This window comes from [Ruminococcus] torques ATCC 27756 (genome assembly GCF_000153925.1).
GTDB lineage: Bacteria > Bacillota > Clostridia > Lachnospirales > Lachnospiraceae > Mediterraneibacter > Mediterraneibacter torques.
Genome location: NZ_DS264344.1, coordinates 1 through 16,336 on the forward strand (window position 1 = coordinate 1; position 16,336 = coordinate 16,336).

At 41.5% G+C, this 16,336-nt stretch carries 16 protein-coding genes; all 16 read left to right on the forward strand.

Features of this window, described 5'->3' with window-relative positions; translation table 11 throughout:
- Positions 1-127 precede the first annotated feature (127 nt).
- A complete protein-coding gene (locus tag RUMTOR_RS00110) occupies positions 128-1,720 on the forward strand; it encodes a peptide chain release factor 3 (RefSeq protein WP_004844925.1) in 1,593 nt (530 codons plus the stop codon).
- A 109-nt stretch (positions 1,721-1,829) separates the two neighbouring features.
- Positions 1,830-2,213 (forward strand): Asp23/Gls24 family envelope stress response protein, encoded by a 384-nt coding sequence (locus RUMTOR_RS00115; protein WP_009243331.1) that lies wholly within the window; start codon positions 1,830-1,832, stop codon positions 2,211-2,213.
- 187 nt (positions 2,214-2,400) lie between these two features.
- Complete coding sequence (nusB, locus tag RUMTOR_RS00120; RefSeq protein ID WP_004844929.1) at positions 2,401-2,808, forward strand: transcription antitermination factor NusB; 408 nt, start codon at positions 2,401-2,403, stop codon at positions 2,806-2,808.
- 1 nt (position 2,809) lies between these two features.
- Positions 2,810-4,018, forward strand: coding sequence for an exodeoxyribonuclease VII large subunit (gene xseA, locus RUMTOR_RS00125; RefSeq protein WP_004844930.1), 1,209 nt, complete (start codon positions 2,810-2,812; stop codon positions 4,016-4,018).
- Between the two features lie 22 nt (positions 4,019-4,040).
- Positions 4,041-4,253: an exodeoxyribonuclease VII small subunit gene (gene xseB, locus RUMTOR_RS00130; RefSeq protein ID WP_009243330.1), complete on the forward strand. Its 213-nt coding sequence runs from the start codon at positions 4,041-4,043 to the stop codon at positions 4,251-4,253.
- Positions 4,243-5,133 (forward strand): polyprenyl synthetase family protein, encoded by an 891-nt coding sequence (locus RUMTOR_RS00135; RefSeq protein ID WP_004844932.1) that lies wholly within the window; start codon positions 4,243-4,245, stop codon positions 5,131-5,133. The genes xseB and RUMTOR_RS00135 overlap by 11 nt, the downstream gene beginning before the upstream one ends.
- A gap of 17 nt (positions 5,134-5,150) precedes the next feature.
- Positions 5,151-7,010: a 1-deoxy-D-xylulose-5-phosphate synthase gene (gene dxs / locus RUMTOR_RS00140; protein ID WP_004844933.1), complete on the forward strand. Its 1,860-nt coding sequence runs from the start codon at positions 5,151-5,153 to the stop codon at positions 7,008-7,010.
- A 16-nt stretch (positions 7,011-7,026) separates the two neighbouring features.
- The gene (locus tag RUMTOR_RS00145; protein WP_004844934.1) at positions 7,027-7,845 is read left to right on the forward strand and encodes a TlyA family RNA methyltransferase; all 819 of its coding nucleotides are present in this window, start codon (positions 7,027-7,029) and stop codon (positions 7,843-7,845) included.
- A gap of 44 nt (positions 7,846-7,889) precedes the next feature.
- A complete protein-coding gene (locus RUMTOR_RS00150; protein WP_004844935.1) occupies positions 7,890-8,723 on the forward strand; it encodes an NAD(+)/NADH kinase in 834 nt (277 codons plus the stop codon).
- 4 nt (positions 8,724-8,727) lie between these two features.
- Positions 8,728-9,186: an arginine repressor gene (locus RUMTOR_RS00155; RefSeq protein WP_004844936.1), complete on the forward strand. Its 459-nt coding sequence runs from the start codon at positions 8,728-8,730 to the stop codon at positions 9,184-9,186.
- Between the two features lie 9 nt (positions 9,187-9,195).
- A complete protein-coding gene (gene recN, locus RUMTOR_RS00160) occupies positions 9,196-10,872 on the forward strand; it encodes a DNA repair protein RecN (protein WP_004844937.1) in 1,677 nt (558 codons plus the stop codon).
- Positions 10,873-11,004: 132 nt separating this feature from the next.
- A complete protein-coding gene (gene spoIVB / locus RUMTOR_RS00165; RefSeq protein ID WP_004844939.1) occupies positions 11,005-12,096 on the forward strand; it encodes a SpoIVB peptidase in 1,092 nt (363 codons plus the stop codon).
- A 107-nt stretch (positions 12,097-12,203) separates the two neighbouring features.
- The gene (spo0A, locus tag RUMTOR_RS00170; protein ID WP_004844940.1) at positions 12,204-12,995 is read left to right on the forward strand and encodes a sporulation transcription factor Spo0A; all 792 of its coding nucleotides are present in this window, start codon (positions 12,204-12,206) and stop codon (positions 12,993-12,995) included.
- A 92-nt stretch (positions 12,996-13,087) separates the two neighbouring features.
- On the forward strand, positions 13,088-14,536 hold the full coding sequence (gene glgA, locus RUMTOR_RS00175; RefSeq protein ID WP_004844941.1) for a glycogen synthase GlgA: 1,449 nt from the start codon (positions 13,088-13,090) through the stop codon (positions 14,534-14,536).
- A gap of 272 nt (positions 14,537-14,808) precedes the next feature.
- The gene (gene metF / locus RUMTOR_RS00180; protein WP_004844942.1) at positions 14,809-15,678 is read left to right on the forward strand and encodes a methylenetetrahydrofolate reductase [NAD(P)H]; all 870 of its coding nucleotides are present in this window, start codon (positions 14,809-14,811) and stop codon (positions 15,676-15,678) included.
- Positions 15,679-15,686: 8 nt separating this feature from the next.
- Complete coding sequence (locus RUMTOR_RS00185; RefSeq protein ID WP_004844943.1) at positions 15,687-16,328, forward strand: vitamin B12 dependent-methionine synthase activation domain-containing protein; 642 nt, start codon at positions 15,687-15,689, stop codon at positions 16,326-16,328.
- Positions 16,329-16,336: the final 8 nt, after the last annotated feature.

A 16,336-nucleotide genomic window follows, 5' to 3' on the forward strand; every position in this document is an offset into this window, starting at 1 on the left:
GCCTGAATCCCGTGGTTGAAGTATCTTTTGAGATATGATAAACTAAATTGGTATGTCCGGAAGATGTTCCGGGAAAAATAAAAGAACGAACAGATGCATTTTATAAGCATTAGGAGAAAAGAAACATATGTCAGAGATAACGAATGAAATAAAAAAGAGAAGAACATTTGCCATCATTTCTCATCCCGATGCGGGAAAGACAACGCTGACGGAAAAATTTCTATTATATGGAGGGGTGATCAATCAGGCAGGTTCTGTCAAGGGAAAAGCGACATCCAAACATGCAGTTTCAGACTGGATGGAAATAGAAAAAGAAAGAGGTATTTCGGTTACTTCTTCTGTATTGCAGTTTAATTACGATGGATACTGTATTAATATCCTTGATACGCCGGGGCATCAGGATTTCTCGGAAGATACTTACAGAACACTGATGGCGGCAGATTCGGCGGTTATGGTGATTGATGCGTCGAAGGGTGTGGAGGCTCAGACGCGAAAACTGTTTAAAGTATGTGCGATGCGTCATATTCCGATTTTTACCTTTATCAATAAGATGGATCGTGACGCAAAAGATACGTTCGATCTTTTGGATGATATCGAAAAGGAGCTCGGCATTCCGACTTGTCCGGTAAACTGGCCGATCGGCTCGGGAAAAGCATTTAAAGGCGTGTATGACAGACAGAAAAAGGAAGTAGAGCTTTTCTCGGATACGAGGAAAGGAACAGCGACAGGTGAAGTGAAAGTTGTAGCTATGAACAATCCGGAGATTGACTGGCTGATCGGAGATGAAGCAAAGACAACTCTGATGGAAGAAATCGAACTTTTGGACGGCGCTTCGGCAGAATTTGACAGAGAGCTTGTCGATAAAGGCGAGCTCTCTCCGGTGTTCTTCGGTTCTGCACTTACTAACTTCGGAGTGGAAACGTTTTTAAGACATTTTCTTTCCATGACGACGTCCCCTTTGCCGAGGATGTCAGATCATGGTGCGATCGATCCGATGAAAGAAAAAGAATTTTCGGCCTTTGTTTTTAAAATTCAGGCAAATATGAATAAAGCTCATAGGGACAGAATTGCGTTTATGCGTATTTGTTCGGGTGAGTTTGATGCCGGGATGAACGTATATCATGTTCAGGGGAAAAAAGACGTAAGGCTTTCCCAGCCGCAGCAAATGATTGCCAGTGAAAGGAAAATTATAGACAAAGCATATGGGGGAGATATTATCGGTGTATTTGATCCGGGAATTTTTTCGATAGGCGATACACTGACAACGTCAAAAGAAAAATTTGCTTATGAAGGAATTCCGACATTTGCGCCTGAGCATTTTGCAAGAGTGCGTCAGGTTGACACGATGAAAAGGAAACAGTTTGTAAAAGGAATCAATCAAATTGCACAGGAAGGAGCAATTCAGATCTTTCAGGAATATAACACAGGAATGGAAGAAATCATTGTCGGCGTTGTCGGCGTTTTGCAGTTTGATGTATTGAAATACCGTTTGAAAAATGAATATAATGTAGAGATCCTCCTCGAAAACCTTCCGTACGAATATATCCGATGGATCGAGAGTGCGGATACGGATCTTGACCGTATAAGCGGAACGTCGGATATGAAGAAAATAAAAGATTTGAAAGACCGGCCGTTACTTTTGTTCATCCATGAGTGGAGCATTAGAATGACGTTGGAAAGAAATGACGGACTTGTTCTTTCGGAGTTTGGAAGATCTTAAAAATCGGATTCAAATACAGAGTTCTCTTGGCGGTGAACTTTTTCTTTGCAAACGGATGGAGATTTGTTATAATAAGAAAAGAGATGATACAAAACGGGAGGTTTTGAATATGGCTAAGGACGAAAGAAATGCTTATACAATACAAAATGATGCGAGTCTCGGCGAAGTTAAGATCGCGGATGAAGTTGTAGCGATCATTGCGGCTCTGGCTGCTACGGAAGTGGATGGCGTTGCTTCCATGGCCGGAAATATTACGAATGAAGTGATTGGAAAGCTTGGAATCAAGAACCTGTCAAAAGGCGTAAAGGTAGATGTATTAGAGGGTGTCGTTACAGTATCTCTGGCATTAAACCTGAAATATGATTACAGTATTATGGAAGTTACGAAAAAAGTTCAGGAAAAGGTGAAAAATGCGGTTGAGAATATGACGGGGCTTGAGGTTGCGGATGTCAATATTAAGGTTGCCGGAGTAGAGATGGAGAAACAGAACTGATCTGCTTTCGTATTGCAATATGTGACAAGGCGATCCGCCCCTGACATTGATACTAAGGGATGTCGCAAGACATCCTTTTTCAATATTGCGCGGCAATAAGATACAAGCGGGTACGAGCAGGACAGGAAGATGGCAAAAGGCCGTGTGCGCCGACAGAAGATGATTATGACAATAGAGAGGAATTACTATGGTAAGAACGGAACTTCGGGAACATATATTTAAAATGCTTTTTCAGATCGAGTTTAATGATTCTGTTGATATGCCGGAGAATTTGAACTACTATTTTGAGACGCTTGAAGATGCAAAAGAAAAAGACAAACAGTATATACAAAATAAATATGAAGCGATTTTATCACACATAGAAGAAATCGACGGACTTTTAAATGAGAACGCGACAGGCTGGAAAACGACAAGAATGAACAAAGTCGATCTGTCAATTTTACGGTTGGCGCTTTACGAGATAAAATGGGATGAGGACGTTCCGGCAAAAGTTGCGATCAACGAGGCTGTTGAGCTTGCGAAACGTTTCGGAGGAGATAATAGCTCGTCGTTTGTAAATGGTGTGCTTGCTAAATTTGCAAAACAGGAGTTATAAAATGAACGGCATTTATACAGTGAAGCAGGTTAATTCTTATATAAAAAATATGTTTACACAGGATTTCATGCTGAACCGTATCTATGTAAAGGGAGAAATTTCCAACTGTAAATATCACCCATCAGGACATATTTATTTTTCTTTGAAAGATGAGTCCGGCACGATTGCCTGTGTTATGTTTGCAGGCTCAAGGGCGGGGCTTTCTTTTACATTGAAAAACGGCCAGCGGGTCATCGCATTCGGTTCAGTAAGCGTATATGAAAGAGATGGCAAATATCAGCTTTATGCAAGAGAAATCAAGCTGGACGGAGCAGGAGAACTCTATGAAAAGTTCGAGGCGCTTAAGCGGGAACTTTGTGAAATGGGGATGTTTTCAGACGAATATAAGCAGCGAATTCCTGCCTATGTAAAAACAGTTGGGATTGTGACGGCGCAAAACGGAGCGGCGGTAAGAGATATAATCAATGTTGCAAAACGTAGAAATCCATATGTTCAGCTCATTCTTTATCCGGCCCTTGTTCAGGGTGAAGGAGCGGTGAAGAGCATTATAAGAGGAATACGGATGCTAGAACAACAAGGTGTGGATGTCATGATCGTTGGCAGAGGCGGCGGAAGTATTGAGGAGTTGTGGGCGTTTAACGAAGAAGAGGTTGCACGTGCAATTTTTGAATGTTCCGTTCCGGTCATATCTGCGGTAGGTCATGAAACAGATGTTACAATCGCAGATTTTGTTGCGGATTTACGAGCTCCGACTCCCTCAGCAGCCGCCGAATTGGCAGTGTACGAGATCCGCGAATGTAAAAAAACGATGTCTGCGTATGAAGACAGAATTGTTCGGGCTGCCTTGTCACAGATCGGTCTTTTCAGGACGAAAGCGGAGCGTTTCTCAATGAGGCTGAAACTGCTTCATCCACGGCACAAATTATATGAGCACAGGCAATTTACGGCAGAGATGGAAAACAGGATTCGCGATATTATGGAACGAAGACTGACGCAGGAAAAACATCGTCTGGCCTTGAATGCCGAACGAATGAAAAGAGTGTCTCCTCTTTTAAAACTGAGCAGCGGATACTCGTATATAAGATCCGAAGAAGGAAAAAATATACGATCGACAGCTCAGGTGAAACGGGGAGAAAAATTGGAAATCTTTGTAAGCGACGGAAAGATCGAAGCGGAGGTTCATAATACGGAAACAATGATTCACGGATAAAAACGGATCGGCGGAGGTTAAAGTGTCAGAGAAAAAGAAAGAAAATCTTGAGGAGATGTTCAAAGATTTGGAAGAACTGATCGGAAAGATGGAAAATGAAGAAATCACGTTAGAACAAACATTTGATCTATATAATAACGGAATGGAACTTCTTAAAAAATGTAACTTATCCATAGACGAGGTAGAAAAAAAGGTTCTCGTTCTTGATGAAAATGGAGAGACAGATGAATTTTAAAGAAGACTGTAGAAAACGAACAGAAAAAATAGAAGAGATTTTACGAAAATACCTGCCTGATCAGACAGGACATCAGCAGATCATAGAAGAAGCGATGGAATATAGTCTGATGGCAGGTGGAAAACGCCTTCGTCCGATGCTCATGAAAGAGACGTTTGACTTGTTTGGCGGAAAAGGCGGGGTCATCGAGCCGTTTATGGCCGCTATCGAGATGATCCATACATATTCTCTTGTTCATGATGACCTTCCGGCCATGGATAATGATGATTATCGAAGAGGACGGAAGACGACTCATGTCGTATACGGAGAAGATATGGGAATTTTGACAGGGGACGCACTTTTGAATTACGCATTTGAGACTGCATGCAGCGCCTTTGAAACAGATCCTCAAAACAGCATCCTGATCGGAAGAGCTCTGAAAATTCTTGCAGGCAAAGCCGGAATTTACGGAATGATCGGAGGTCAGGTGGTCGATGTAAGATCTGCAGGATGCAAAATATCAGGAGAACTTCTTGCGTTTATTTATAGATTGAAAACAGGAGCGCTTATTGAGGCGTCTGTAATGATCGGAGCTGTTCTTGCAGGGGCAAAAGAAGAGGAAATCGGAAAAATGGAAGAAATCGCCGGGAAAATAGGACTGGCATTCCAAATACAAGACGATATTCTTGATGTGACGAGTACGACAGAAATACTCGGAAAGCCGGTGCACAGCGATGAAAAAAACGAAAAAACGACTTACGTTACTTGGAAGGGGCTTGAAAAGGCAAAAGAAGAGGCTGCTCGTCTGACGGAAGAGGCGGTAGAAGAACTTCGTTCTATCGGAAAAGAGTGCGGATTTATGGAGGAACTGCTCCGAAGACTTGTATACAGAGAAAAATAGAACTAGGAGGATCAATCATGATAATTGAAATGATCCAGAAAGAGAACGATATAAAAAAACTTGATCATACACAGCTAAAAGAACTTGCAGAAGAGATCCGGGGATTTCTTCTTGATAAGATCAGTTGTACAGGAGGACATCTGGCTTCAAATCTGGGTGTTGTAGAATTGACGATGGCGCTTCATCTTACACTGGATTTTCCGCAGGATAAATTGATCTGGGATGTAGGTCATCAATCTTATACGCATAAACTTCTTACAGGAAGAAAAGATGGTTTTGACGATCTGCGTAAATATGGCGGCATGAGTGGATTTCCGAAACGAAAAGAAAGTGAATGTGATGCTTTTGATACAGGGCATAGTTCTACATCTATTTCGGCAGGTCTGGGGTATGTTGCGGCAAGAGAACTGAAAGGGGAAAAATACAATGTCGTTTCAGTGATCGGAGACGGAGCAATGACCGGGGGAATGGCATTTGAGGCATTGAATAATGCTTCCCGTTTGAAAAGTAATTTTATTATCGTGCTGAATGATAATAATATGTCAATTTCTGAAAATGTCGGCGGAGTATCGAAATATTTGGGATGCCTGCGGACAGCACAGGCGTATACTGATCTGAAAAAGGGTGTTGAAGATACTTTAAAAAAAATACCGGGGACAGGCGATCGGATCGTCAGCAGGCTGAAAAAGACAAAAAGTGGGATTAAACAGTTATTTGTTCCGGGAATGTTTTTTGAAGATATGGATATTACATATTTAGGACCTGTGGACGGACATGATGTTAAAGAGATGGTGCGTGTGTTCAATGAGGCAAAAAGGGTGGATCATGCCGTTTTAGTACATGTACTTACGAAAAAAGGAAAAGGGTATCTTCCGGCAGAGGAAAATCCGGCAAAATTTCATGGGACAGGTCCGTTCCATCTTGAGACCGGAGATGCGAAAGAATCAAAAGGGGCGGATACTTATACGGAAGTATTTTCTAAAGTGCTGCTTGATATTGCAAAAAAAGACGAGCGTATCGTTGCGATTACGGCTGCGATGGCGGACGGAACAGGTCTTACTCCGTTTGCAAAGCATTTCCCAAATCGTTTTTTTGATGTGGGGATCGCGGAAGAACATGCGATGACATTTGCGGCAGGTCTTGCGGCGGGGGGAATGAAACCGATATTTGCAGTATATTCTTCGTTTTTGCAAAGAGCGTATGACCAGACGCTTCATGATGTCTGTCTGCAAAATCTTCCGGTTGTGATCGCGGTAGACAGGGCAGGACTTGTCGGAAGTGACGGTGAAACACATCAGGGGGTGTTTGATTTGTCATTTTTATCAATGATCCCGAATATGACGATCATTTCTCCGAAAAACAGATGGGAAATGGCAGATATGATACGGTTTGCGGCAGATTTTCCATATCCGATCGCAGTGCGGTATCCAAGAGGCGAGGCATATGAAGGAATGAAACAATTCCGCAGTCCGATCTGTTACGGGAAAAGTGAACTGCTGTATGAAGAAGAAAAGATTGTGATCATATTTGTAGGTCATATGGCAGAACTTGCAGATCAGGTGAGAAAAGGCCTGAAAGAAAAAGGATATTGCTGTTCTCTTGTAAATGCAAGGTTTGTAAAACCTCTTGATACAGAATTGCTGGAAAGATTAGCGGAGAATCACGATCTGTATGTAACGATTGAAGAAAACATGCTGACAGGCGGATTCGGGGAACAGGTTCTTGATTATATTTCAGGAGCAGGTATTAATGTACGCGTGAAAAATTTCGGGATAGCCGATGACTATGTAGAACATGGAAATGTAGATCTGCTCCGCAGGGAAGTAGGTCTTGATAAAGATACGATCGTAAAGCAGATAATTGATGAATATGTGTAACTGAAAGGAAAAAAATATGAAAGAACGCTTGGATGTATTACTTGTAAAAAGAAATCTGGCGGAGTCAAGGGAAAAGGCAAAAGCGATCATTATGTCCGGAAATGTTTTTGTGGAGGGACAAAGAGAAGATAAAGCGGGAAGCACGTTCCCGGAAGAAGTCAGTATCGAAGTTCGGGGGCATACACTTCCGTATGTAAGCAGAGGCGGCTTGAAATTAGAAAAAGCGATCGCAAATTTTGATGTCAGCGTAAAAGATAAAGTCTGTACGGATGTCGGTTCTTCAACGGGCGGTTTTACAGATTGCATGCTTCAAAACGGTGCAAAAAAGGTGTTTGCGATCGATGTGGGACGAGGACAGCTTGATTGGAAACTGAGAAACGACCCGAGAGTTATCTGCATGGAAAAGACGAATATTCGATATGTGACACCTGAAGATTTGGGAGAAGAAATTGATTTTTCTTCTATTGATGTCTCATTTATTTCGCTTACGAAAGTATTGGAGCCGATTCGTAATTATTTGGCAAAAGACGGTGAGATCGTAGCTCTTATTAAACCGCAGTTTGAGGCAGGACGGGAAAAAGTAGGAAAAAAAGGTGTCGTAAGAGAAAAGAGCACACACCGGGAAGTGATTCAGAAAATTATGGATTATGCTATGTCGATCGGTTTCGATCTGTGTGCTCTTGATTTTTCTCCGATCAAAGGACCGGAAGGAAATATAGAGTATTTGATTCATTTAAAAAAGAGTGAAAATGAGGCCGGTGAAAATCTCGGCGGACTTGATCCTGTTATTGTTTCAGACAGAGCATTTGAGACGCTGGCAAAGCAGCACGCTTAAGTAATGTATGCGATGCAGTATTTTGTAAAAACAAGAGGACTAAAATGGATTGCTTTTATATTATTACAAATAAATTAAAAGATAAAGATTATGCGATCACGAGTCAGATTGAACAATATATTCAATCTTCCGGTAAAAAATGTTTTTTGTCGGAAAAAGACAGTGAGGGCCATATTATTCCGGGAACTGTTCCTAAGGAAGCAGAATGCGGATTGGTACTAGGTGGTGACGGAACTTTAATCCGTGCGGTCAGAGATCTTGGAGAGCGAAGCCTTCCGCTGCTTGGGATCAATCTTGGAACGCTCGGATATCTTACAGATGTGGATCTGGAAGATTTTGAAAGTGCATTGGATCATTTGTTTTCAGAGACTCCGGTTATTGAAGAACGGATGATGCTGGAAGGAAGCTTTCGTAATTCTCGGAAAGATATGGCGATGAACGATATTGTCATTGCAAGAGAAGGAAAGGTTCGTATCGTAAGTTTTCATATTTATGTCAACGGGGCGCTTCTGAATACTTATCACGCAGATGGAGTGATCATATCGACTCCAACCGGAAGTACAGGTTATAATCTGTCGGCGGGAGGCCCGATCGTTGAACCGACAGCACAGATGATCGTGATCACTCCGATTTGTTCACACGCGCTTAATACAAGCAGTATTGTTCTGTCAGCCGATGATTTGATTGAGGTAGAAGTGTGCGAAGGACGTTATGGAAGGCAGGAACAGGTTTCTCTTTGCTTTGACGGTGCAGAACAGACAACTCTTGTCACGGGAGAAAGAGTTTGTATTAAGCGGTCGTCTCATACGGCAAAACTGATCAAATTAAGCAAAGAAAGCTTTATGAAAACAATGCGTAAAAAAATGAAAGGAAATTGAACATATGAAAGTCAGCCGTCATGCAAAAATTATTGAACTTATCAGTCAGTATGATATTGAAACACAGGAAGAACTGGCAGAATATCTGAATAATGCGGGGTTTAAAGTGACGCAGGCTACTGTGTCGAGAGATATACGTGATCTGAAGTTGTCAAAAGTATCTACAGGAAGCGGACATCAGAAATATATTCTTCACAGGATCGAAGAACCCGGAATGAGTGAAAAATATATACGTGTCTTAAAAGATGGGTATGTGGCGATGGATATGGCGCAGAATATTCTAGTGATCAAGACTGTTTCCGGTATGGCAATGGCTGTGGCTGCCGCTGTAGACGCAATGAAATGGCATGAGGTCGTAGGCTGTATTGCAGGAGACGATACGATCATGTGTGCAATCAGAACTGTAGAAGATACAGCGGCCGTAATGGATAAGATAAGAAAGATCGTTTCAAGAGAAGTATAGGTGAATGGTATGCTACAAAATCTACATGTGAAAAATATTGCTTTGATCGATGAGACAGAAGTAGATTTCGGACAAGGATTGAATATATTGACAGGAGAAACCGGGGCGGGAAAGTCTATCTTGCTCGGCTCTGTCGGACTGGCTCTTGGAGGAAAGTATAGTTCTGATCTTTTGAGAAACGGGGCGGAAAATGGTCTGGTAGAGCTGACTTTTTCGGTTGACGACGGACAGATCAGACAAAAACTGGAAGAGATGGATATTATTCCGGATGACGGTATGGTTACTTTAACAAGAAAGTTTACAGGAAGCAGAAGCATAAGCCGCATTAATGGAGAGACAGTGAATACAGGAAAGTTGAAAGAAGCGGCAGAGCTTTTGATTGACATTCATGGTCAGCATGATAATAAAACCTTACTTCAAAGGAAGAATCATTTGGTGCTTCTGGATCTTTTTGGGAGAAAAGAGATTGCTCCGATCAAATCAGAAATGTCAAAATGTTATAAAGAATATCGGGCGATCTGTAAAAAGGAGGAAGAAACTTCTTTAAATGATGAAGAAAGGCGAAGAGAACTTTCTCTTTATGAATTTGAAGTACACGAGATCGAAGAGGCTGCTCTTCGGGAAAATGAGGATGAAGAATTAGAGGAAACATACCGAAGGATGACGGAGAGCAGAAAAATCACGGATGCAGTTGCGCAGACTTATCGCTATACATGCGAGGACAGTTCGGCAAATGCAGGTGATTGTCTTACTCGGGCGATACGTGCGTTTCGGGAGGCGGCGGAATTTGATGAAGAGGGAGACCGTCTGTGCGCTCTGCTTATGGATGTGGACAGCCTTCTGAATGATTTTAACAGAGAACTGTCCGAATATGCCTCAAAATTTGAATTTTCAGAAGAAGAGTTCAAAGAGACAGAGGAACGGTTGAATCTGATCAATCATTTAAAAGCAAAATATGGAAGTTCTGTAAGTGATGTCCTTGCATATTGCGAATCAAAACGCCATAGAATAGAACAGCTTAATGATTATGATGCATATATAAAACAAATTGAAGAAGAGAAAGAAAAAGCGTTAAAAAAAGTAGAACGTGTAACGAAAAAACTTCATGATGTAAGAAATCGATATAAAACAGTTTTTGCTGACGAAATCTGTATTCATCTGAAGGAATTAAATTTTCTCGATACAAGGTTTGAGATACATTTAAAAGATGCAGGACAGTTTAGCGCGAACGGAAAAGACGAAGCGGAATTTTATCTTGCGCTTAATCCCGGCGAGCCTGTAAAGCCGCTTGAGAATATTGCATCAGGCGGAGAACTTTCCCGTATTATGCTTGCGATAAAAACGGTTCTGGCAGATGCGGAAGATACGCCGACTTTGATTTTTGACGAGATTGATGCCGGAATATCGGGAGTTACGGCAGCAAAAGTCGGAGAAAAACTAAAGCTGATAGGTAAAAGCAGGCAGGTGATTTGCATTACTCATCTTTCACAGATAGCAGCAGTGGCAGACAGTCATTTTCTGATTGAAAAATCTGCGGAAAACGAAAGCGTAAAAACAAGGATTCGTCTATTGAACGAAGAAGATTCGGTAAAAGAACTGGCGCGTATTCTGGGTGGAGATAAGATTACATCCAGTATTATGGAAAGTGCCCGTGAAATGAAAGAAATGGCAAAGAGTGAAATATAATACTAGTGTGGAAAAAGAAGAAACCACATATACTAGAAACGGATACAGAGAAGTATCCGTTTCTTTTTATATAGGAAAGAAGGAGCGGATGCGGATAAAAAATTATCGAGATATCAGAGAAAGGGTGTGGATATGTTGAAAAAACAAAAGTATGTGACCGCTGTATTCTGTCTATTCCTCTCCTTCTTCTTTGCGGCTATGGGTATTTTGCAGTATCAAATGATTCGTGGAAAGAAACCGGTTTCGACAGATGCGGGAATAGAAGCGATGAATAATGATACGGTGCTTGTCGGAGGAATGCCGATTGGTATTTATATGGAAACGGACGGAGTGATGGTTCTTAATACAGAGCAGATTGCCGGAGCGGATGGAAAGGAGCATGAACCAGCAAAAGGAATTGTTAAAGCAGGCGATTATATTATGGCAGTAGATCATTGTGAAATTACGGGAAAAAAAGAGCTTTTGGAGGCTGTCGGAAATCTAACCGGAACGTTCGTGGTGTTGACGGTCAGACGAAATGGGGAGACGATAGATTTGAAAATAAAGCCGGTTGAATATGAAACGGGAGAATATCGGCTTGGTATATGGGTTCGCGATAATGTACAAGGCTTGGGAACAGTTACTTTTTTAACGGATCAAAGTCGGTTTGGCGCGCTTGGGCATGGGATTCATGACGTGGATACAAGTGTTCTTATGTCGATTGCGGAAGGAAATGTATACCGCACGAGTATCAGAGATATCACAAAAGGACAGAGCGGATCTCCGGGAAGTATGGAGGGTATGATCATTTATAACAATTATAATATTCTCGGTACAATCGATAAAAATACAGAGGCTGGGATTTATGGGAAAATCGACAAAATTGATGAACTTTTCACAGAACAGACGGCAATCAGGACTGCAAAAAAAGAAGAAATTATAACAGGACCTGCTACAATCCGATGTTTTGTAGATAATGAAGTTAGAGAATTTGATATTGAAGTGACTCAAGTCGACATGATGTCTCAGGAGATCAATAAAGGACTTGTGATTAAGGTGACGGACGAAGAACTTCTTGAAAAAACAGGAGGGATTATTCAGGGGATGAGCGGAAGTCCGATCATACAAAACGGGAAATTGATCGGAGCAGTAACCCACGTTTTCGTACAAGACTCGACAAAAGGTTACGGAATATTCATAGAAAATATGTTAAAACAGGTGAATTTACCGGAAATGTGTGGATAAATGTCGAATTGTTACTACAAGATTCGCTTGATTATGCAAAATGGCATAGATATAATAAGCGAGTGGCGTTTTAAAGGGATGGTCTCAAAACTAAAGGAGAGACGAGAATGGAGCATTTGAGTGTGGCGATCGCTGACGACAACCAGAGAATTCTAGATATGCTTGACGACATCATACAAACGGACAAGGAACTGGATCTCGTCGGAAAAGCGAAAAATGGAGAAGAGATGTGTCAGATCATAAAGGACAGACAGCCGGATGTTGTCCTGCTTGATCTGATCATGCCGAAAATGGATGGATTGACAGTAATGGAGCAAGTAAACAAGCAGGAGTTTGTCGACAAAAGACCGTATTTTATAGTGCTTACTGCTGTCGGACAGGAAAAAATTACAGAAGATGCATTTAATAAAGGTGCAAATTACTATATTATGAAACCGTTTAATCATACGATTTTATTGGATCGGATCAAATCGATCCGAAAAAAGCCGGCGGTTTTTGAAAAGAAAAATGAAGAGAGTATACAGGAAGTTTCATCAAGACGGGAAAATCTGGAAAGCAGAGTGACGAATATGCTTCATGAGATTGGAATACCGGCGCATATCAAAGGGTATCATTATCTGCGGGATGCGATCATGATGGCAGTAAACGACATGGATGTGTTGAATGCAATTACAAAAATATTGTATCCTACAGTTGCAAAAAAATACCGGACAACGTCAAGCCGCGTCGAACGGGCAATTCGACATGCGATCGAGGTGGCATGGAGCCGCGGAAAATTGGATACGCTTGATGAGCTTTTTGGATATACTGTGAGTACAGGAAAGGGGAAACCGACCAATTCAGAGTTTATTGCGCTGATTGCCGATACAATTCAGCTTGAATACAGGCATAAAAACTAGGAAAGTCCTTTTCATTGCGCAGAGAATAGGGTATAATAACAATTAACAGAATTCTTTCCGGGAATTTATGTGAAGAATGGGAGGATCAGGATATGAAAAATATTTTGTTTGCTGCATCGGAGTGTGTACCGTTTATCAAAACCGGAGGTCTGGCAGATGTTGTCGGTTCGCTTCCGAAAGATTTCGACAAAGAAAAATATGATGTTCGTGTTGTTATTCCGAATTACATGTGCATGAAACAGGAGTGGAAAGAGAAGTTAGAGTATGTTGCCCATTTTTATATGGACATTGCAGGTCAGGACAGGTATGTCGGAGTACTGAAGATTGAATTGAACGGTATTATTTTCTATTTTATCGATAATGAATATTATTTCAGTGGATTTGCTCCGTATGATGGGGATCCGAAGTGGAATATAGAAAAGTTTGCCTTCTTTTCAAAAGCAGTGCTGAGCATACTTCCGGTGATCGGATTTCGTCCGGAACTGATTCATTGTCATGACTGGCAGACGGGACTGATACCGGTTTATCTTGATAATTTCAGATATCTGGGAGAATACTATCGCGGAATTAAAACTGTGATGACAATCCACAATCTGAAATTCCAGGGGGTATGGGATACGAAATCTGTTCGCGAAATTACCGGACTTCCGGAATACTATTTCGTTCCGGATAAGATGGAGGCATATAAAGATGCAAACTTGCTTAAAGGCGGTATCGTATATGCCGATAAAGTGACAACGGTAAGTAACAGTTATGCAGAAGAGATCAAAACACCGTTTTACGGTGAAGGTCTTGACGGATTAATGTCGGCAAGGGCAAATGATCTTTGCGGTATTGTCAACGGCTTGGATTATACAGACTGGGATCCGGCTTCAGATCCTAGAATTGCAAAAACCTTTTCGGTTGAAGATTTCAGGAAGAATAAAGTTCTTAATAAGAAAGCGCTGCAGGAAGAACTCGGTTTAGAGAAAGATACAAAAACGATGATGATCGGAATGATCTCACGGCTTACAGATCAAAAAGGATTTGATCTTGTCGATTACGTTATGGATGAACTTTGTCAGGATGCGGTTCAGATCGTTGTGCTTGGAACAGGTGATGTGAAATATGAGAATATGTTCCGTCATTTTGCATGGAAGTACTCCGGAAAAGTATCCGCAAACATCTTTTATTCGGATGAACTTTCACATAAGATTTATGCTTCCTGCGATGCATTTCTTATGCCATCACTGTTTGAACCGTGCGGATTAAGTCAGCTGATGAGCCTGCGTTATGGAACGATTCCGATTGTGCGTGAGACAGGCGGACTTAGAGATACGGTTGAAGCGTATAATGAATTTGACAAGACAGGAACAGGATTTAGCTTTACTAATTATAATGCACATGAGATGCTTAATACAGTTCGTTATGCGGAAAGAATTTATTATGACAGAAAACGTGACTGGAATAAGATCGTAGAACGTGCGATGAGCAAAGATTTTTCATGGAAGAATTCTGCCGGACAATATCAGGAATTATACAAGAGCTTGATCGGGGAATAAGACATAGTAAGAGGTACATATAAAAACACAAGACGGACATTCGTTTCGTCTTGTGTTTTTTTGCAGCAGCGCCGAACAGGGGGTTAAATTTATCTAAGTTCTTGCCACTCGTTTGCAAATCCAAAATGTGCTTTTGGTATTTTCGGTCGTTTGAAGAAACAATACTTGACAGAAAAAGCGTTTTAGAGGATAATTTTACCTAAAAAATGTCGAAGGAAATGGATTTCTAATACTTAGCCGTACGACAGAGAAAAACAGTCAGGAGAGTAAAGATGAAAATTATAGACAGATTAAAAGAAGACAAAATACATATTTCATTTGAAGTGTTTCCGCCGAAGACCGATGCGGGATTTGAAAAAGTGATCGCGGCAACTGATGCTATGGCGAAGTTAAATCCGGCGTTTATCAGCGTGACATATGGTGCGGGCGGCGGTACGAGTAAGAATACGGCAAAGATCGCATCTCATATAAAGGATGATCTCGGAGTGGTTAGTCTTGCACACTTGACATGTGCTTCTTCAACGATAGAGGAAGTAAGAGATGTGATTGAAAATCTGAAAGAAAACGGGATTGAAAACATTCTTGCGCTTCGGGGAGATATCCCGGAAGGGATGCCGTTCCCGAACGGAAATCGTTTTAGATATGCATATGAGTTGATAGAGGAGATTCGTAAGCATGGCGATTTTTGTATCGGAGCTGCATGTTATCCGGAAGGTCATGTAGAAAACGAACATAAGGCAGAAGATATCAGGTATTTAAAACAAAAAGTAGATAGCGGCGTTGATTTTCTTACGACACAGATGTTTTTTGATAACGATATCCATTATAATTTTTTATACAGGATCAGGGAAGCAGGGATCAATGTTCCGGTACTCCCGGGAATTATGCCGATGACGAGTGAGAAACAGATGAAAAGAAGTCAGGAATTGTCAGGGACAGTGTTTCCGAGAAGATTTTTAGCTCTCCTTGATCGGTTCGGCAGCTCGGCGGCGGCGATGGAACAGGCGGGAATCGCATATGCGACCGATCAGATCATTGATCTTCTTTCTAACGGTGTGAACAATATTCATATTTATACAATGAATAAACCGCATGTTGCAGCTGCAATTATGAACAATTTGTCGGAGATTATAAAGGCGTAGGTGATAGAATGGAAAAATGTTTTCAGGAAGCTGTCCGCTATTTGGGGTATGGGAAAAATCCGGTAGATGAGGCAACAAGCCGTCTTGTTGAAAAAGGTTTTTTGGAGCTGGAAAAAGTATCGGCGCTTCGCTCGGTGTTTCGTATTTTTGAAATGAATCGGATAGATGAAGAAAAAGTTGCGATCGGAACATTACAGATTAGCAGCAAAAGCCTTGCAAGAAACTTAAATCACTGTGAAAAGGCTGTTTTGTTCGGTGCGACATTAGGGACAGGAGTGGATCGTCTGATAGCAAGAACATCTCTGACAGATATGGCAAACGCTGTTGTGCTTCAGGCATGTGCAGCGGCAATGCTGGAAGAATTTTGTGATGAGAAACAATTTGAAATCGGCGAGGAACTTGAAAAGGAAGGTCTTTATCTGCGCCCGAGGTTCAGTCCGGGATACGGCGATTTTGATATCGGTTTTCAGAAATCATTTATGCAGATGCTGGATTGTGCAAAGGCAATCGGACTTACGATGACGGAAAGTTTTATGATGACACCGACGAAATCTGTTACCGCAGTGATCGGGGCAAGTCGAATAAAAGAGAGATGCCCGATTGCAGGCTGCGAAGTCTGCGATAAGAAAGAGTGTATTTACAGACGCTGACAGTTAGA